An 18,286-nucleotide genomic window follows, 5' to 3' on the forward strand; every position below is an offset into this window, starting at 1 on the left:
TGTGACGAAGGAGGTTCCGATGACCGGCGAACCGCGGGTCCGGCATGTGTGCACGATCGTCCCCGACTTCATGCTCGAGGCGATCTCCCACGGCGGCAGCGAGGAGGAGCGCGACGCGGCCGTGGCGACCCTCGCCGTCGACCACGGGATGCGCGAGCATCGTCTCGCCATGCCCCCGCCGACGCTCGTCGCCGAGCCGGTCCCGGCGGTGCCGCACAAGAACCGTCGGACGTACACCGCCGACAACGGCTACGGCCTGCCGGGACGGCTCGTGCGCGGGGAGGGCGACCCGGTCGTCGGCGACGAGGCCGTCGACGAGGCCCACGACGGCCTCGGCGCGACCTTCGACCTCTTCTGGGACGTCTTCGCGAGGAACTCGATCGACGACGGCGGGATGGACCTCGTCGCCACGGTCCACTACGGCGTCCGGTACAACAACGCGTTCTGGGACGGCGAGCAGATGGTCTTCGGTGACGGCGACGGGGTGATCTTCAACCGTTTCACCATCGCCGTCGACGTCGAGGGCCACGAGCTCGCGCACGGCGTCACCGCCGCGACAGCCAACCTCGAGTACCGGGACCAGCCGGGCGCGCTCAACGAGTCCCTGTCGGACTGCTTCGGGTCGATGGTCAAGCAGCGCTCGCGGGGCCAGACCGCGGCGGAGGCCGACTGGCTCATCGGCGAGGGGCTGCTCGCCCCCGGCATCCACGGCGTCGCCCTGCGCTCGATGAAGGACCCGGGAACGGCCTTCGACGACGCGAGGCTGGGCAAGGACCCCCAACCGGCCCACATGGACGACTACGTCGACACCACCCAGGACAACGGCGGCGTGCACATCAACTCGGGCATCCCCAACAGGGCCTTCTACCTCGCGTGCATCGCGCTCGGCGGCAGCTCCTGGGAGCGGGCGGGGCGCGTCTGGTACGCGACCCTCACGGACCCCGCGCTGACCTCGACCGCGAGCTTCCTCGACTTCGCGACGCTGACGGTCCACCATGCGCGAGAGCTCTACGACGTCGAGGTCCGGGACGCGGTGGCGCAGGCGTGGGCCGACGTGGGCATCGTGGTCGAGCCGCCGCCCGACGAGGAGGCGGACGGGGAGTGGCAGCCGGCGCCAGGCATGGACCCGTACTTCGGCGCGGGCGACACGTCGGACCCCGCGGACTGAGGACGCCCCCGCGCATCGTCCCCGGGAACGAGAGAAGCCCTCCCCGAGCAACTCGGGGAGGGCTTCCTCAACGGCGGTGACGGTGGGATTTGAACCCATATCGCCGCCTGCAGAGAAAGCCCCCGACCTTGCGAACGGGCTGCAAAATGGTGGATTTGCTGCGGTGTGCGTAGGTCTACCGAGGCGCTCTCATGCTGATTCTGTTGCTGTTTCGTTGCTGCGCGCGTGGGCCATGCTGATGGCTTCCGCGACTGAGTCGAGGTCGTCCTCGAAGAGATCAGCGTATCGGTCGAGGGTCATGGCGGCGGACCGATCGCCCAGCATGCGCTGCGCTGCGCGAAGGTTCGCTCCGGTACGGATGGCTACTGACGCCGTGGTCCTGTCGAAGGAGCACCTCGGGAGCACCCGCGGTTCGCCCGGGCGGTCGCGCGATTCGCCTAGAATCGACCCGCGAGCTCGAGGTAGCGGGCGGCGAGAGATCGCGCAGTCCGACGTGAGGCGACCACGGATGTGTCGTCCGTCTGCCACGGGAGGCTCGTCGAGGGATCTGGCACCAGAGAGCGGAGTGGCGGCGTGGCCGTAACACGGGCCGATGTGGCCCGCCGGGCGGGAGTCTCGGCAAGCACTGTGTCCTACGTGCTCAGCGGTGAGCGCCCGATCTCTGAGGCGACGCGCGACCGGGTGCGGGCCGCGATCGCCGAGCTCGGCTACACGCCCAACGCCCTGGCGCGCGGCCTCGCGGGAGCATGGCGCGGCATGATCGGCCTGCACTGGCCCCTGGGTGATCGACCCATCAGCACCACGGAGTCGGAGTACATCGCCGCGGTGTCCGATGCCGCCCGTCGTCGTGGCTTCCACCTCCTGCTCTGGTCCAATCCCATCGGTGAGACCGATGAGTGGAGATTCGTGCTGTCGCAGGGCCTCGTCGATGGCGTCGTGCTCATGGAGGTGGTCACCGACGACCCGCGACTCCCGGTGCTCGACAGGCTCGGGACGCCGTACGTCATGGTGGGGCGCGACGATGCACGTCCCGAGGCGAACCATGTCGATGCCGACTTCGACGACCTCGCGGAACGCGCTGTCGCCTACGTGGGGGAGCACGGCCATCGCGACCTGGTCCTCCTCAGCCAGACCGAGCAGATCGACCGCAGCGGATACGGGCCGGTGTCACGGATGCGGCAGGCGCTCGAGCGTGCGTCCGGGCGTGCGGGAGCCCGGCTCCACACGGTCCATGCGCCGCTGTCCATCCGAGGTGGGCGGCAGGCCTTCCTCGACATGAGACGTGTCTCTCCTGATGCCACCTGCGTGCTCGAGGTCAACGAGCCGGCGACGATCGGCCTGCTCGAGTCCGTCGCGGCGGCCGGTCTGGACGTACCGCGGGACCTGTCGGTTCTCGCTCTCAACCAGGGTCGCGTCGCGATGGAGATGGCCGTGCCCGAGCTGTCGGACGTCTCGGCGCCACCCCAGGAGATCAGCGCGCGCGCCGTAGGCGCCCTCATCGACAGGATCGAGGGTGCATCGAGCGATCCCATCGCCGAGCTGGTGGGGTCGGCGACCACCGAGCGGGAGAGCGTCTCCCGAGCCCCCTCCGGCCACCGCTGACCACCTGCCGGGCGACTCCGACGACTCGCCGTCCATAGTGTGATTCACGTCGATCTATCGACGCGCGTCGACATCGGTGTTATTGTGCATCGACGCGCGTCGACGATGACGTGGCGGCGGCGAACGATCGCACGGAAACAAGGAGGTTTCGCGTATGAGCACGACACGACGAATCATCAGCGGAGCGGCGGCGACGATGGCGGGGGCGCTCGCCCTCGGCCTCGCAGGCTGCAGCTCCGACGCAGGCGAGGCGGGCGGCGGCGAGTCGCCGGACACGCTGACGATCTGGTGGATCCAGTCGCCGGACTCGGCCATCGGACAGGGATGGCAGATGGCCTTGGACGAGTTCAAGGCCGCCAATCCTGACGTGGAGGTGACCTTCGAGACGAAGTCCTGGGATCAGCTGCGCCAGACGGGCCAGATGATCCTGAACTCGTCCGAGGCGCCCGACATCCTCGAGTACCCGAAGGGCAACGCGTCCGCCGGAACGGTGGTCAAGGCGGGCCTGCTCACGAACCTCGACGACGTTGCCATCGAACGAGGGTGGACCGAGATCCTGCCGGAGAGCCTGCAGACGGTGGGCCGGTACGATGAGCAGGGGCTCATGGGGACCGGTGACCTGTACGGCGTGCCTGGCTACGGCGAGTACGTCTCGGTCTTCTACAACGTGGACGCGCTCGCGGAGCGCGCGTTCGAGCCGCCCGCGACCGTGGCCGAGTTCGAGGCGATCATGGCCGACTTCACAGCCGACGGCGTGACCCCGATCGCCCTGGGCGCCTCCGACTACCCGCTGGTCCACCTGGTGTACGCCCTCGCGCTCAGCCAGGCCGACCAGCAGTGGGTGCGCGACTTCCAGTTCTTCGACGGTCCCGTCGACTTCCATGACGCTGCCTGGACCTTCGCGGCCGAGAAGATCGCCGAGTGGACCGAGGCCGGATACATCGGCGCCGAGGCCACGGGCATCGACTCGGTCGGCGCTGCGACGGGATTCAAGAGCGGCACCACTCCGTTCTTCGTCAGCGGCTCGTGGTTCCACGGCGAGTTCGCCACCGACATCACGGACTTCGAGTGGGGCACCTTCAGGTTCCCCGGAAGCGGTCTGAGCCTCGGGTCGGGCGGACACATCTGGGTCGTGCCCGCGCAGTCGGAGAGCAAGGAACTCGCCTACGACTTCATCGACTACGCGCTGTCGGCCGACGTTCAGACGACCATCGCGAACCTCGGCGGCATCCCTGTGGCCGCGGACCGCGCCAGCGTCACCGATCCGGTGGGTCAGATGGCGGTGGACGACTTCGACGCGATCCTCGCCGACGACGCGCTCGGTCTGTACCCCGACTGGCCTGTGGCGGGCTACTACGAGGTCTTCCTCGCCGCCTCGCAGCAGCTCGTTCTGGGCAGCGTGACGCCCGACGAGTTCCTGGACACCATCGGCGAGGCGTACGAGACCGGCAAGGCCGACGCCGGCCTGTGATGGGACCTGGGGCGGGCGCCGACGGGGCGCCCGCCCCTCCCGAAGGGACGATCATGACACCGACGACGCGCACCCTCGCCACACGGCGAACCGACGGACGGCTCAAGCGCGGAGAAGCCGCTCGCTACTACCGCTACCTCATTCCAGGACTGCTCGGGCTGATCCTCGTGGTGATCGTTCCAGCCCTCGCCAACCTCGGGCTGAGCTTCACCCAGTGGTCCGGTGTGGGGACCCCCGAGTTCGTCGGCTTGGACAACTACTCCGCGCTGATGGGAGACGCGACGTTCTGGCGGGCCTTCGGCAACAGCGCCGCCACCATCGTCGCGATGGCAATCATCCCGACATTCGCCGGGCTCTTCCTCGCCGCGCTGCTCTTCGACTTTCTCGCGCCGCGCTTCGGCGGCGCGACATCGAGCCTCTTCAGGACCGTCATCTACCTTCCGCAGATCATCCCGATCGCTGTCGCAGGCGTGCTCTGGGACTTCCTTCTTCAGCCCCAGACGGGTGCCGTCAACGAGGCCCTCCGTGCGGTCGGGCTGGACGGTGCGGCGAGCAACTGGCTGGGCGATCCGAGCCTGGCGCTTCCCACAGTGATGGTGATCCTGTTGTGGCTGCAGCTCGGCTACACGGTCGTGATCTTCGTGGCGGGCATGTCGCGCATCGATCCAGCCCTGCATGAGGCGGCCAGCCTGGACGGCGCGTCCTGGCTGCAGCGATTCCGCGTCATCACGGTGTCGTCGCTCGCCCCGGAGATCATCGTCATCCTGTTGACGACCACGGTGGCAGCGCTGAAGGTCTTCGCGCCCATCTACGTGCTCACCGCGGGCGGGCCCGCCAACGCCACGATGGTTCCGTCCTACTTCGCCTTCTACAACTTTTTCAGCACCCTGAAGGTCGGCTACGGGGCCGCGATCTCGACCGTGCTCGCCGTGCTGCTGACCGTGCTCGCGGTCGTGCTGCTTGCCATCCAGCACCGCCACCAGGAGGGAACACGATCGTGATGACGACAGCCACAACAACCGCCGCGGCGAAGAAGCCGCATCGCCGGCACGTCCGTCGACAGCGGTCGGCGATCAACCGTCGAACGCCGATGTCCTGGGTGATCCTCGGGGGCTTCGCAGTGCTGTCCCTGGCGATGCTCTCACCGATCATGCTGGCCGTGATCAACTCGGTGAAGACGTCCGAGGAGTACGCCAGAAATGGCCCGCTCGCGCTTCCCGAGGGTTTCGACCTCTCGGGGCTCGCAGACTTCTGGGTCAGCGTCGACTTCACGAACAAGCTGCTCAACAGCGTGCTCATCAGCGTCGGTGTCGCGGCCCTCGGCATCGTGCTCAGCCTCCTCACGGCGTACGGGCTCGGGGTCGGGCGGGTGCGGGGACGGTTCTGGATCCTCGCGATGTTCATGGTCGCGTTCACCCTCCCGCAGGAGGCGCTCGTCTACCCTCTGTACTTCATGTCCAAGAACGTGGGTCTGTACGACTCACAGCTCGCCGTCGTGATCATCATCGGCGTGCTGCAGGCGGCGTTCGGCACCTACCTTCTGTCGTCGGTGCTCTCCAGCGTTCCGGAGGAGGTGCTCGAGGCCGCGCGGGTCGACGGCGCTGGCCGCTTCCGCATCCTGACGCAGATCGTGACGCCGCTCGTGCGGCCGACGCTCATGGTGCTGGGCGCCTTCTTCTTCGTGTGGACATGGAACGAGTTCTTCATCCCGCTCGTGCTTCTTCCATCCGGAAGCAACCAGACCGTGTCGGTCGCGTTGGGCTCGCTGTTCGGCCAGTACACGAGCGACCCGGTGACCACGGCGGCAGCAGCGGTGGTGGGCATCCTGCCAGCGCTCGTCTTCTTCATCCTCTTCCAGCGCACCTTGATGCGCGGCGTCAACATGGGGGCGGTCAAGTGACAACCGAGCACGTGCAGGCGATCGCCTCCGATCTTCCGACAGACCCTGACTGGTGGCGGGACGCGGTCGTCTACCAGGTCTATCCACGGAGCTTCGCGGACTCCGATGCCGACGGTCTGGGCGACATCCGTGGGGTCATCTCGCGCGTCGCGTACCTGCGCGAGCTCGGCATCGACGCCGTGTGGCTCAGTCCCTTCTATCCGTCGCCGCTGGCGGACGGCGGCTACGACGTCGCGGACTACCGTGACGTCGACTCAAGGCTCGGCACTCTCGCGGACCTCGATGACCTGATCGAAGCGCTGCACGACGCCGGCATCAGGCTCATCATCGACATCGTCCCGAACCATTCCTCGTCCGAGCATCCATGGTTCCGCGCTGCTCTGGCGTCACCTCGCGGGTCGGAGGAGCGCGAACGTTACGTGTTCATGGAGGGAGCGGGGGCTGACGGGTCTGAGCCGCCATCCGACTGGCAGTCCCACTTCGGCGGGTCGGCCTGGGAGCGGACCCCCGATGGTCAGTTCTACCTCCACCTCTTCGCCGAGGAGCAGCCGGACTTCAACTGGTCGCATCCGGATGTGAGGAAGGAGTTCCTCGCGATCCTCGGCTTCTGGTCCGACCGTGGTGTCGATGGCTTCCGCATCGACGTGGCGCACACGTTGGTCAAGGACCTTGCGCATCCGCTGCGCAGTCAGCCCACCATCGATTCGCTGCTTCCGGAGGATGGATCCGACCCGCTCTACGATCGCGACGAGCTCCATCAGATCTATCGCGAGTGGCGGGAGCTCTTCGACCGATACGACCCGCCCCGCATGGCGGTGGCGGAGGCGTGGGTCCCCGCGTCACGCCGGGTGCGCTACGCGTCTCCCGAGAGCCTCGGGCAGGCGTTCAACTTCGACCTCCTGCGTGCGCCGTGGGATGCGGCCGCCTTCGCGGAGATCATCGACCGGAACCTTCGATTCGCGGACGAGGCGCAGAGCTCCTCGACGTGGGTGCTGTCCAATCACGACGTGGTACGGCACGCGACCCGCTATGGCCTCCCCGACGATGCGGACCTCGACGCCTGGCTTCTCGAGGGCCGGCCGCTCGGCCCCGCGCAGGCGCTCCAGGGCGAGAGGCGGGCGCGTGCTGCCGCGATGCTGATGCTCGCTCTCCCCGGCTCGGCGTATCTCTACCAAGGGGAGGAGCTCGGTCTGCACGAGGTGAGCGAGATCGGCATCCAGGATCTCCAAGATCCGATCTGGCGCCGTAGCGAAGGGCGGCAGAAGGGGCGCGACGGGTGCCGCGTGCCGCTTCCGTGGACAGTGGCCGGGGAGTCCTTCGGCTTCGGTGCGAATGGGAGCCACCTGCCTCAGCCGCGCTGGTTCGCGTCGCATGCGGCGGATGTCGAGGCGAGCGATCCGAGCTCGATGCTCCGCCTCTACCGGTCCGCCATCGCGTTGCGGCGACGGCTGAGAACGGGAGGTGGCTTGTCCACGCGCCCGAGCGTGAGCCGGGACGGCGCCCTCGTCGTGATCGAGCGCGACGGCGGCCTGACGAGCGTGACGAACTTCTCGAGCGATCCCTTGCGATCGGGTGCACGCGGACGCGTGCTGCTGACGAGCTCGGATGCCAGTTCGGACTCGACCATCCCTGGAGAGACCACGGTGTGGTTCGGAGAGCTCCACGAATCATCGATCGCTGAGGAGGCGGGAACATGACGGCCCTGACGGAGGCGACACACGTCCCTCACCCGGAATACGATCGCGAGGCCGTCCGCGTCGGCATCGTGCACTTCGGCCTCGGGAACTTCCATCGTGCCCACCAGGCGATGTACCTGGACAGGCTGATGGCTGCCGGCACGGGGCAGGACTGGGGCATCTGCGGCGTCGGGACCCGCCCGGCGGACAGGCGGATGCACCAGGTCCTCGAGGATCAGTCGTATCTGTACACCTTGATCCTCAAGTCCGGTGTCGGCGAGCCTGCCCCGACGATCATCGGCTCGATCGTCGATCACCTGATGGCCAACGACGATCGCGACGCGGTGCTGGCGCGGCTCTCCGACCCTGGCGTGCGCATCGTCTCGCTCACCATCACGGAGGGTGGGTATCGCCGCAACGGTGCACCTTCCGAGGACTCTGTCGACGTCTTCGACCTCATTGCGGAGGGTCTGGCGGCACGCCGCACGGCAGGCGTGCAGCCGTTCACCGTGATGTCATGCGACAACCTCCCGCACAACGGCGACGCCGCGCGACGTGCGGTCGTCGATGCGGCTGGTCGCCTCGGACAGGAGTTCGCGGACTGGGTAGATCGTGCAGTCGCGTTCCCCAGCTCGATGGTGGATCGGATCACCCCGGTGACGACGGAAGAGGACCGCGAGCTCGTACGGACGCGGTTCGGGCTGGACGACGACTGGCCGGTTCCCGCGGAGCCGTTCGCGCAGTGGGTACTCGAGGACCGCTTCACCCTCGGGCGCCCTCCGCTCGAGGAGGCTGGTGTCCAGATGGTGGCGGACGTGGCGCCGTTCGAGCTGATGAAGCTCCGCCTGCTCAACGCGAGCCACCAGGCGATGGCCTACTCCGGGATCCTCCTCGGCCACTCCAGCGTGGCGGCGGCGGCAGGAGATCCCCTCGTGGAGGCGTTCCTCCGGCGATACATGGCCGAGGCGCGCCCGACGTTGCCGCCGGTGCCCGGCACGGATGTGCGCGGATACTCGGAGTCGCTTCTCGAGAGGTTCCGGAACCCCGCGATCGCCGACACGCTCGGGCGTCTGGCGACCGACTCGGCCAACCGCCTGGCCGCGTTCCTCGTTCCGGTCATCCTCGACAACCTGCGCGCAGGCCGGTCGGTGAACGCCTCGACGGCTGTGCTCGCGTGCTGGGCCCATGCGTGCGCGAACGCCGTCGGCGACGCGCAGCCGCAGGTGTCGTCGACCCTCCGTGCTGCGGCCTCGGCGGCCTCCGAGGACCCGGCGCGATTCGCCGACGAGGTGGAGATCTTCGAGCCGGTGATCGGCTACGTGGAGTTCCGCACCGCGCTCGCCAGGGGCATCGCCTCGATTCGCGACCGAGGGGTGAAGGCGTTTCTCGAGGAGGTCGCAGCGGAGCCAGGCTCCCGCTGACGCCCGGTGGGGCAGCGACCGCAGCCTCGGACCCACGGCCCTGGGATACGACGAAGGCCCTCCCGCAGGGAGGGCCTTCGTCGTCGAGGATCCGAAACCTCGTATGGCGGTGACGGTGGGATTTGAACCCACGGTACGGGGTTACCGTACACAGCATTTCGAGTGCTGCACCTTCGGCCGCTCGGACACGTCACCGCGGAAGAGATTACCGGAGTGTGAACGAAAAAACCTAATCGGGCCGATGCGGAGGGGCATGCCTCCCGGCCGGATCCGGGGGTGCGGGGGGATGTAGCAGGGCGGTTGCGACCGCAAGGCCTGCACCTAGTGCCGTATCGAGGATGCGCTCGCCCGTGACGGCCAGGTCGCCCAGCTGTCCGGCGCTCGCGGTCACGATCACGAGCGCCATCGGCGTGACCGCCGTGACCGCGATCGCGTAGTGGCGCGTGATGGCGAGCTCCGTGACGTACTGGAGCGCCCCGAGCGTGAAGGCGAGCGCGAGGGGCGGCATGCCGGAGTACGCGATCGCGAGGTACACCCCGACGCCGAGCACGGTCCCGACAGCGCGATGCAGCCCGCGCGTGAGCGCGAGGCCGCGCCCTGGCACCACCCCGATCACGACCACGCCCGCGGCCACGGTCCAGTACGCGCGCTCGGGGTCGACGTACAGCATCGACAGCGCGGTCCCCAGCACCGCGACGATGACGGTGCGCCACACCAGCTCGCGCGCGCCTCGGTCCCACTCCGGCGGCGCGAGCAGCACGCGCAGCGGCCGCGGCGTCACCTGCCAGTGCACGCGCCTGACCAGGGGTGCGATGCTCGCGACGACGGCCCACGCGCAGCCCGCCGCGACGGCGCCGACCAGCACGAGCGGCGGCACCCCGCCGTTCACCGCGTGACCGGACATGCCGTAGACCAGGATCGGGAACAGCGGGCCCGGCGGTCCCAGGCGGTAGCCGTGCACCGCGATGCCGATGAGGATCGTGACCACCACCAGCCCCAGCGCGGACCACCACGCGTACGGCGCGAGCAGCGCGCCGAGGATGCTGGTGAGCACGAGGACGAGCCCCGCGATCGGGCGCAGCCGCAGGCGCTCGAGCCGGGGCAGCGCAGCGAAGTACGGCACCGTGAACGCGCCGGTCGCGGCGATCAGGCCCAGGTCGATGCGGTCGAAGGCGATGCCCACGAGGATCGGCACGGTGAGCACGATCGACGCCTGGAGGGCGATGGGCCACCGCGGCTCCTTCGCGGGCACGAGAGTGCCGAGGCTCACGACCGCGCGGCGCATCCCGTGGCGCCACACGTCGCGACGACGGGGATCCTCGGCCATCTAGCGTCGGGCCTCGAAGAACTCGGTGAGCAGCTCGGCGCACTCCGCGGCGCGCACCCCGGAGACGACCTCGACCTTGGCGCCGATGCGCGCGTCCCGCACCACGTCCCACTGCGAGCCGGTCGCGCCGGCCTTCTCGTCCCACGCGCCGAGCACGAGCCGCGGGATGCGGGACTGCAGGATCGCGCCGGCGCACATGAGGCACGGCTCCAGCGTCACGACCATGGTGCAGCCGTCGAGGCGCCAGGTGCCCAGGGACGATGCGGCGGCCCGGATCGCCTCGACCTCGGCGTGGGCGGAGGGGTCGTGGACGGCCTCGCGCCGGTTGTGCCCGGTGCCGATGATGTCGCCGTCGGGCGAGAGCACCACCGCGCCGACCGGGACGTCGCCCGCCTCGCGCGCCGCGCGCGCCTGGACGAGCGCCTCGCCCATCGCGTCGTCCCACCGGCCTCTCACGAGGTCAGGCTACCGGCGCATCGTCCCGGGCCATCGGCCGCTTCGCGCGATACCCTCGGACCATGCATCTGCACGTCGCCGATCACCCGCTCATCCGTCACAAGGTCACCGTCCTGCGGGACAAGAAGACCCCGTCGCCGACGTTCCGCCTCCTGGTGGACGAGCTGGTGACGCTGCTCGCGTACGAGGCGACCCGCGACGTGCGCGTGGTCGAGTGCGAGGTCGAGACCCCGCTGACCACCACGACCGGCACCAAGATCGCGGACCCCGCGCCCATCATCGTGCCGATCCTGCGCGCGGGCCTGGGCATGCTCGACGGCATGACGCGCCTGCTGCCGAGCGCCGAGGTGGGCTTCCTGGGCCTCAAGCGCGACGAGGAGACCCTCGAGGCGATCACCTACGCGAACCGCCTCCCCGAGGACCTCACGGGCCGCCAGGTGTTCCTCATCGACCCGATGCTCGCGACCGGCGGCTCGCTCGTCATGGCGATCGAGTACGTGCTCGAGCGCGGCGCCACCGACGTCACCTGCGTGTGCCTGCTGGCGGCGCCCGAGGGCATCGCCCACGTCCAGGAGAAGGTGGGCGACCGCGCCGACGTCTCCGTGGTCGTCGCGCAGGTCGACGAGAAGCTCAACGAGGTCGGCTACATCGTGCCGGGCCTCGGCGACGCGGGCGACCGCCTGTACGGCATCGTCGACCTGTAGACCGTTCGTCCTCCGAAGCGCCGCATCGTCCCCGTGGACGATGCGGCGCTGCTGCGTGCGCGGGCGGCGCGCGGGCCCGTTGTCAGACCCCGGTGAGACCCTCGGAGAGTGGCCCCGCATCGGCGGTCCCAGAGTGTTCAACAGGCCCCGGCCTGCCGTCCACACGACACGCCGACGAGTCCACAGGCTGTACACAAGGTTCTCCACAGAACCACTAGATGTGGTGGCGATTCGTGAAATCGCCCCCCATATCTTGTTGCACACGGGTGGCGTTCGGGTTAGGTTCGGGAGTGCGCCTCGAGCTGACGACGCCGGTGGATCTCCCGGAATCCGCCGCCACCCGAGCGCCCGTTTTCACCGTCCGAGCGGGTCCCGCACGGGACCCTCGGGAGCATCTCTAGGGGGAGCAGCGTGACGATCACCGAGAACAACGCGTCAGCACGGACGGGGGCCACCGGCGCGGTCCCGGTCGTGACCACCGGCATCCACGTCACCAAGCGTGACGGCACGCGCGAGCCGTACAACGCCGACCGCATCAACAAGGCGATCGAGCGCGCGGCGGAGGGGCTGCCCGACCAGATCTCGATGACCACCCAGATCGCGACCGAGCTCGCGATCACCCTGTTCGACGGCATCACCACCGAGCAGCTCGACGAGGCCGCGATCGGCGTGGCCGTGCAGAACGTCAAGGACGACCCGCAGTTCGACATCGTCGCCTCGCGGCTCCTGCGCAAGGTCATCTACAAGCGGGTCCTGGGCGGCTACGACACCGAGCTCGAGCTCGCGCTGCTCCACCAGGCGCGCTTCCCCGGGTACATCCGCGACGCGGTCGAGGACGGGCTTCTCGACACGCGCCTCACCGAGCTCTTCGACCTCGACGCCCTCGCCGCGGCGCTCGACCACACCCGCGACGACCTGTTGCGGTACATCGGCACGGTGACGATGCGGAACCGCTACATGATCACGGACCGTCACGGCAAGGCGCTCGAGGTGCCGCAGTACTTCTGGATGCGCGTCGCGATGGGCCTCGCGCTCAACGAGGCGGATCCGACCGCGCGGGCGCTCGAGTTCTACGACAAGATCTCGCGGCTCGACTACCTCCCGGCCGGATCGACGCTCGTGAACGCGGGCACGTCCTACCCGCAGCTGTCCAACTGCTTCGTCATGCAGATGGAGGACGACATCGAGCACATCGCGAAGTCGGTGCGCGACGTCATGTGGCTGACCAAGGGCACCGGAGGCATCGGCCTGTCCGTCACCAAGCTGCGGTCCGAGGGCTCCCCGATCCGTTCGAACAACACCACGTCGACCGGCCCGATCCCGTTCATGCACACCATCGACTCGACGCTGCGCGCGGTGAGCCGCGGCGGCAAGAAGTTCGGCGCGCTGTGCTTCTACATGGAGAACTGGCACCTCGACTTCCACCAGTTCCTCGACCTGCGCCAGAACTCGGGCGACCCGTACCGGCGCACCCGCACCGCGAACACCGCGGTGTGGATCTCGGACGAGTTCATGAAGCGCGTCGAGGCGGACGCCGACTGGTACCTCTTCGACCCTGCCGAGACCCCCGACCTCGTCGAGCTCGTGGGCTCCGCGTTCTCGCAGCGGTACGCCGAGTACGTCGCCCTCGCGGAGGCGGGCCGCATGCGCAGCTTCAAGAAGATGAAGGCGCGCGAGCAGTACAAGTCGATCCTCATCATGCTGCAGACCACGTCGCACCCGTGGCTCACGTGGAAGGACACCATCAACAACCGCGCGCTCAACACCAACACGGGCACCATCCACCTGTCGAACCTCTGCACGGAGATCTGCCTGCCGCAGGACCGCGACAACATCGCGGTGTGCAACCTCGCGTCGGTGAACCTGCCGCAGCACCTGGTCGACGGCACGATCGACTGGGACCGCATGAAGGACTCGGTGCGCCTGGCGGTGCGCCAGCTCGACAACCTCGTCGACATCACGCTGTCCTCGGTGCCGGAGTCGGAGTTCGCGAACCGCGAGAACCGCGCGATCGGCCTCGGCGTCATGGGCTTCACGGACATCACCGAGCGTCTCGGCCTCGCGTACGAGTCGGAGGAGTCGTACGCCCTCATCGACGAGATCGTCGAGTTCGTGTCGTTCCACGCGATCGACGCGTCGGCGGACCTCGCGCGCGAGCGCGGCGCCTACAACAACTTCGCGGGCTCCGGCTGGTCGCAGGGCAAGGTGCCGTTCGACACCATCGCAGAGACCGAGGCCGACCGCGGCGTCCCGATCGAGGTCGACCGCACCACGCGTCAGGACTGGGCGGCGCTGCGGGAGAAGGTCCGCGGCGGCATCCGGAACGCGACGCTCATGGCGGTCGCGCCGACGGCGTCGATCGGCCTCGTCGCCGGTGTCACGCCGGGCTTCGACCCGCAGTTCTCGCAGATCTTCTCCCGCGCCACGAGCTCGGGCAAGTTCCTCGAGGTCAACCGCAACCTCGTCAAGGACCTGCAGGAGCTCGGTCTGTGGGAATCGGTGCGCGACCGGCTGCTCGAGGTCCAGGGCGACCTGTCGCAGATCGACGAGGTGCCGCAGCACCTCCAGGACGTCTACAAGACCTCGTTCCAGCTGTCGCCCTACGCCTTCATCGAGGTGGCGGCGCGTGCCCAGAAGTGGATCGACCAGGCGATCAGCCGGAACATCTACCTCGAGGACCGCGACGTCGAGAACATGATGGATCTGTACGCGGCCGCGTGGAAGCGCGGTGTCAAGACCACCTACTACCTCCACATGAAGCCGCGCCACACGGCCGAGCAGTCGACCGTGCGCGTCAACAAGACCGAGAAGCTCAACGCGACCGGGAACGCGGCGGGACGCCCCGCCGCCGGCGGATCGGCCGGTCCCGCGCGCAAGGGCTTCGGCGCCGCGAAGCGAGGCTTCGGTGCCGCGAAGGCGGCCGCCCCCGCCGCACCGGCGGCCGATTCCGCGGTGGCCGATGCGGCGATCGTGCGGACCGCGGCGGTGCAGGCGGCGCCGACGGTCGAGGTCCCGGTCCAGCCGGAGTCCGCCGTCGCGCCTCAGCCCGTGGCCGAGGCGCGGCCCGCCGCGCGCGGCTTCGGCGCGGTCAAGGCCGCCCCGCCCGTCGAGCCGACGGCGCCTGCAGAGCCGACGCCCACCGCGCCGACGACGGGTGCCACGGCCGCGCCCGCCGAGGTGCTCGCCCAGGTGGCCGCCACCGCGTTCGCCGCGGCGCCGCCGCAGCAGCCCGAGGTCCCGCCCGCCTCGCTCCCGGAGACCGCCTCGGAGACGGCGGAGGCCGCCGCCCCCGAGGGTGTCGCGCCGGCGGCGGCGCCCCCGGCGGGCGCCTCGGTGCTCACCGTGGTGGAGTCCGTCGACGGCGACACCGAGATGGTGGGCGGCGTGGCCTGCCCGGTCGACCCCATGGAGCGGCTCCAGTGCGAGTCGTGCCAGTAGGCGAAGCGTCAGAACAGGAGAGGTGACAACGATGGGCATTCTCGGCAGCGGCGTGCAGGACGGGCTCCTGCTCAAGCCGATCACCTACCCGTGGGCGTACGACCTGTACAACCAGGCCGTCGCCAACACCTGGTTCCCCAACGAGATCCAGCTCGGCGAGGACCTCGCGGACTTCAAGAAGATGACCGACGAGGAGAAGCACGCCATCACGTACCTGATGTCGTACTTCAACCCCAACGAGCTGCTCGTCAACAAGGCGCTCGCCTTCGGCGTCTACCCGTACATCAACGCGCCCGAGGGCCACCTCTACCTCGCGAAGCAGATGTGGGAGGAGGCGAACCACTGCATGTCGTTCGAGTACGTCCTCGAGACGTTCCCGATCGACCGCGAGGCGGCATACGAGTCGCACGTCTCCGTGCCGTCCATGGCGGCCAAGGAGGAGTTCGAGGTCAGGTTCATCCGCCGCATGACGGAGGAGACCCTCGACATCACGACGACCGAGGGCAAGAAGGACTTCATCCGCAACCTCGTCGCGTACAACATCATCCTCGAAGGCATCTGGTTCTACTCGGGCTTCATGGTCGCGCTGTCCTTCCGCCAGCGGAACCTCCTGCGCAACTTCGGCTCGCTCATGGACTGGATCATCCGCGACGAGTCGCTCCACCTCCAGTTCGGCATCAACCTCATCCTCACGGTGCTGGAGGAGAACGAGGACCTGCAGGACCCGGAGTTCGCGGAGGAGATCCGCCAGATGATCCTCGGTGCCGTCGAGATGGAGGAGCAGTACAACCGCGACCTCCTCCCCAAGGGGATCCTGGGCCTCAACGCCGACTACGTGAACCAGTACGTCAAGTACCTTGCGGACCGTCGACTCGAGGAGCTCGGGTTCGACGCCCACTACAACGTGTCGAACCCCGCCAAGTGGATGGCCACCGCGAACGACACCCTCCAGCTGGTCAACTTCTTCGAGGCCACCAACACCTCGTACGAGGTCAACGCGCAGGCCACCAAGACGCCGTGACAAGCCGCTAGACACGTGTCATGCAGCAGTTAGACTGAGTCCACACACATAGACGAGACGCCCGGCGCTGAGCGATCGCTCAGCACCGGGCGTCTCGTCGTGTGCGTCGCACTATCCTCTCCCTCCTCCTCGCGCCGCCCCAAGCGCGCCCACACGCAGAACGAAGGTCACCCGTGAGCGCCACCATCACCACCGCGCCCGTCGCAGCGCCGAGCCCCGGGCTCGCGATGCCCCGTCGGCAGAAGCTCCTGTACGTCGTCGTGCTCGGTGCGCTCATCGCGCTCGGGCCGTTCACGGTCGACATGTACCTGCCGGCGTTCCCCACGGTCGCGGCGGACCTGGCGGCCTCCGACGCCGCGATCCAGCTGACCCTCACCGCGACCACCATCGGCTTCGCGCTCGGTCAGCTCGTCGTCGGCCCGCTCAGCGACTCGCTGGGCCGCAAGCGTCCCCTGATCGCCGCCACCATCGTCCACATCCTCGCGTCCGTCGCGGTCGTGTTCGCGCCCACCGTCGAGTGGGTCATGGTGGGCCGCGTGCTCCAGGGCATCGGCGCCGCGGGCGGCGCCGTGGTCGCCATGGCGATGGTGCGCGACCTGTTCGCGGGCCAGGCGCTCATCCGGATGCTCGCGCGCATGGCGCTCGTGACGGGCCTCGCGCCCGTCATCGCGCCGGTCATCGGCTCGCAGCTGCTCAACTTCGTCGACTGGCGCGGCCTGTTCGTCGCGCTCGCGCTCTACGGCACCGCGGTGGTGCTCGTCGTCGGCGGCGTCATCAAGGAGACGATGCCCGCGGAGCGTCGCGGCGGCGCCTCGCTCAGCGCCACGCGTGCCCGCTACGCGCACCTCCTCGGCGACGCCTCCTTCGTCGGCATCGCCCTCGTCGGTGCGCTGACCTTCTCGGCCCTGTTCGCGTACCTCTCGGCCTCGTCGTTCGTCCTGCAGGACATCTTCGGGCTGTCCGCGCAGGAGTACGGCGTCGTGTTCGGCGTGAACTCGATCGGCCTCGTCATCGCGAACCAGACGTCCGCGCGGCTCATGCGCGTGCTTGCTCCGCGCGCGGTCGCCACCGCCGGGCTCGCGATCATGCTCACCGGGGCGGTGCTGCTCATCGGCGGCGACGTGCTCGACCTCGGCCTCATCGGCGTGCTCGTGCCGCTGTTCTTCGTGGTCGCCTCGGTCGGGATCATCATGCCGACCGTGCAGATCACCGCGCTCGCCAACCACGGCGCGGAGGCCGGCACGGCGGCGTCGCTCATCGGCGCGCTCAACTTCGGCATCGCCGGCATCGTCTCGCCGATCGTCGGCGCGATGGGCGTCTCGGTGATGTCGATGGCGGTCGTCATGGTCGCCTGCCTCGTCGTCGCCAACGCGGTCTTCTGGAAGGTCGTGCGGCCGCGCGTGCAGGCGACCGCCATCGTCTGAGCCACGGCCCCGCCGCGCGCATCCAGCGGCTCCCGCTCGCTAGCGTGAGGACATGCCCACGCGCGCGCTGATCCTGCTGTACGACGGCTTCGACCTCATCGACGCCGGCGGCCCCTACGAGGTGCTGCTGACGGCCGCGAGGCTGCTCCAGCGCGACGGGCTCGCCCCCGAGTTCGAGGTGGTGCTGGCGACACCCGGCGGCGGCGACGTGACGGCCTTCGGCGGCATGACGCTCACCCGGCTCGTCGACTCCGACACGGTGGACGCATGCGACGTGCTGATCGTCCCCGGCACCATCGACGTCGCATGCGCGGTGGGCGACGGCGTCCTCATCGAGACCGTGGAACGGCTGTCGCGCGGGGCGGCCATGACGGCCTCGGTCTGCACCGGCGCCTTCCTGCTCGCCCGCGCGGGTCTGCTGGACGATGCGCCGGCCACCACCCACTGGGAGGACCTCTCGGACCTCGCCTCCTGCGGCGAGGTCGGCTCGGTCGTCGCCGACGTCCGCTGGGTCGACAACGGCGGCGTCCTCACCAGCGGCGGGCTCACGTCAGGCATCCACCTCGCGCTGCACCTGGTCGCGCGGGTCTCGGGCACCGACCTCGCAGTGCGCACCGCGCGCCAGCTCGACATGGACTGGAGCCCGGACCCGGCCCGGTGACCCGCCCGCGCGTCTGC

Annotated in this window: 14 protein-coding genes and 1 tRNA gene; 12 read left to right on the forward strand and 3 right to left on the reverse strand. The window is 69.0% G+C overall.

Annotated features, from left to right (window positions below; translation table 11 throughout):
* Window positions 1-19 precede the first annotated feature (19 nt).
* The 7 genes from QQX09_RS05335 (at window position 20) to QQX09_RS05370 (ending at window position 9,238) form a co-directional block, all read left to right on the forward strand.
* Window positions 20-1,168 carry a M4 family metallopeptidase gene (locus QQX09_RS05335; protein WP_301131726.1) on the forward strand — a complete coding sequence of 383 codons (1,149 nt, stop codon included), beginning with the start codon at window positions 20-22 and terminating at the stop codon, window positions 1,166-1,168.
* A gap of 594 nt (window positions 1,169-1,762) precedes the next feature.
* Window positions 1,763-2,770 carry a LacI family DNA-binding transcriptional regulator gene (locus tag QQX09_RS05345; protein ID WP_301131836.1) on the forward strand — a complete coding sequence of 336 codons (1,008 nt, stop codon included), beginning with the start codon at window positions 1,763-1,765 and terminating at the stop codon, window positions 2,768-2,770.
* 154 nt (window positions 2,771-2,924) lie between these two features.
* Window positions 2,925-4,241, forward strand: coding sequence for an ABC transporter substrate-binding protein (locus QQX09_RS05350; RefSeq protein WP_301131727.1), 1,317 nt, complete (start codon window positions 2,925-2,927; stop codon window positions 4,239-4,241).
* A gap of 53 nt (window positions 4,242-4,294) precedes the next feature.
* On the forward strand, window positions 4,295-5,242 hold the full coding sequence (locus QQX09_RS05355; protein ID WP_301131728.1) for a carbohydrate ABC transporter permease: 948 nt from the start codon (window positions 4,295-4,297) through the stop codon (window positions 5,240-5,242).
* A gap of 89 nt (window positions 5,243-5,331) precedes the next feature.
* Window positions 5,332-6,141, forward strand: coding sequence for a carbohydrate ABC transporter permease (locus QQX09_RS05360; protein ID WP_301131729.1), 810 nt, complete (start codon window positions 5,332-5,334; stop codon window positions 6,139-6,141).
* A complete protein-coding gene (locus tag QQX09_RS05365; RefSeq protein WP_301131730.1) occupies window positions 6,138-7,838 on the forward strand; it encodes a glycoside hydrolase family 13 protein in 1,701 nt (566 codons plus the stop codon). Before QQX09_RS05360 ends, QQX09_RS05365 begins: the two co-directional genes overlap by 4 nt.
* Window positions 7,835-9,238 (forward strand): mannitol dehydrogenase family protein, encoded by a 1,404-nt coding sequence (locus QQX09_RS05370; protein WP_301131731.1) that lies wholly within the window; start codon window positions 7,835-7,837, stop codon window positions 9,236-9,238. Before QQX09_RS05365 ends, QQX09_RS05370 begins: the two co-directional genes overlap by 4 nt.
* Before the next feature lie 104 nt (window positions 9,239-9,342).
* Here QQX09_RS05370 and QQX09_RS05375 read toward each other — a convergent pair.
* The 3 genes from QQX09_RS05375 to QQX09_RS05385 all read right to left on the reverse strand — a co-directional run bounded on the left by QQX09_RS05375 (window position 9,343) and on the right by QQX09_RS05385 (window position 11,021).
* A tRNA-Ser gene (locus QQX09_RS05375) sits at window positions 9,343-9,433 on the reverse strand.
* Between the two features lie 34 nt (window positions 9,434-9,467).
* Window positions 9,468-10,565, reverse strand: a complete 1,098-nt coding sequence (locus QQX09_RS05380; protein WP_301131732.1) for an FUSC family protein — start codon at window positions 10,563-10,565, stop codon at window positions 9,468-9,470.
* Complete coding sequence (locus QQX09_RS05385; protein ID WP_367307545.1) at window positions 10,566-11,021, reverse strand: nucleoside deaminase; 456 nt, start codon at window positions 11,019-11,021, stop codon at window positions 10,566-10,568.
* A gap of 62 nt (window positions 11,022-11,083) precedes the next feature.
* On the opposite strand from QQX09_RS05385, the gene upp reads away from it, so the two are divergent.
* From upp to QQX09_RS05410, 5 genes are all read left to right on the forward strand, one after another.
* A complete protein-coding gene (gene upp / locus QQX09_RS05390) occupies window positions 11,084-11,725 on the forward strand; it encodes a uracil phosphoribosyltransferase (protein ID WP_062298968.1) in 642 nt (213 codons plus the stop codon).
* 471 nt (window positions 11,726-12,196) lie between these two features.
* Window positions 12,197-15,163 carry a ribonucleoside-diphosphate reductase subunit alpha gene (locus QQX09_RS05395; RefSeq protein WP_436969049.1) on the forward strand — a complete coding sequence of 989 codons (2,967 nt, stop codon included), beginning with the start codon at window positions 12,197-12,199 and terminating at the stop codon, window positions 15,161-15,163.
* Between the two features lie 31 nt (window positions 15,164-15,194).
* Window positions 15,195-16,184 carry a ribonucleotide-diphosphate reductase subunit beta gene (locus tag QQX09_RS05400; protein ID WP_301131734.1) on the forward strand — a complete coding sequence of 330 codons (990 nt, stop codon included), beginning with the start codon at window positions 15,195-15,197 and terminating at the stop codon, window positions 16,182-16,184.
* A 227-nt stretch (window positions 16,185-16,411) separates the two neighbouring features.
* On the forward strand, window positions 16,412-17,608 hold the full coding sequence (locus QQX09_RS05405; RefSeq protein WP_301131852.1) for a multidrug effflux MFS transporter: 1,197 nt from the start codon (window positions 16,412-16,414) through the stop codon (window positions 17,606-17,608).
* Window positions 17,609-17,660: 52 nt separating this feature from the next.
* Window positions 17,661-18,269 (forward strand): DJ-1/PfpI family protein, encoded by a 609-nt coding sequence (locus tag QQX09_RS05410; protein ID WP_301131735.1) that lies wholly within the window; start codon window positions 17,661-17,663, stop codon window positions 18,267-18,269.
* The last annotated feature ends 17 nt before the right edge of the window (window positions 18,270-18,286 follow it).

The organism is Demequina litoralis (assembly GCF_030418455.1).
GTDB lineage: Bacteria > Actinomycetota > Actinomycetes > Actinomycetales > Demequinaceae > Demequina > Demequina litoralis.

Excerpts from the sequence above, each read along its gene's own strand:
- QQX09_RS05335 (WP_301131726.1), top strand. The coding sequence starts at position 20 with ATGACCGGCGAACCGCGGGTCCGGCATGTGTGCACGATCGTCCCCGAC.
- QQX09_RS05400 (WP_301131734.1), top strand. The coding sequence starts at position 15,195 with ATGGGCATTCTCGGCAGCGGCGTGCAGGACGGGCTCCTGCTCAAGCCG.
- QQX09_RS05410 (WP_301131735.1), top strand. The coding sequence starts at position 17,661 with ATGCCCACGCGCGCGCTGATCCTGCTGTACGACGGCTTCGACCTCATC.
- QQX09_RS05380 (WP_301131732.1), bottom strand. The coding sequence starts at position 10,565 with ATGGCCGAGGATCCCCGTCGTCGCGACGTGTGGCGCCACGGGATGCGC.
- QQX09_RS05405 (WP_301131852.1), top strand. The coding sequence starts at position 16,412 with ATGCCCCGTCGGCAGAAGCTCCTGTACGTCGTCGTGCTCGGTGCGCTC.
- QQX09_RS05355 (WP_301131728.1), top strand. The coding sequence starts at position 4,295 with ATGACACCGACGACGCGCACCCTCGCCACACGGCGAACCGACGGACGG.
- QQX09_RS05350 (WP_301131727.1), top strand. The coding sequence starts at position 2,925 with ATGAGCACGACACGACGAATCATCAGCGGAGCGGCGGCGACGATGGCG.
- QQX09_RS05370 (WP_301131731.1), top strand. The coding sequence starts at position 7,835 with ATGACGGCCCTGACGGAGGCGACACACGTCCCTCACCCGGAATACGAT.
- upp (WP_062298968.1), top strand. The coding sequence starts at position 11,084 with ATGCATCTGCACGTCGCCGATCACCCGCTCATCCGTCACAAGGTCACC.
- QQX09_RS05360 (WP_301131729.1), top strand. The coding sequence starts at position 5,332 with ATGTCCTGGGTGATCCTCGGGGGCTTCGCAGTGCTGTCCCTGGCGATG.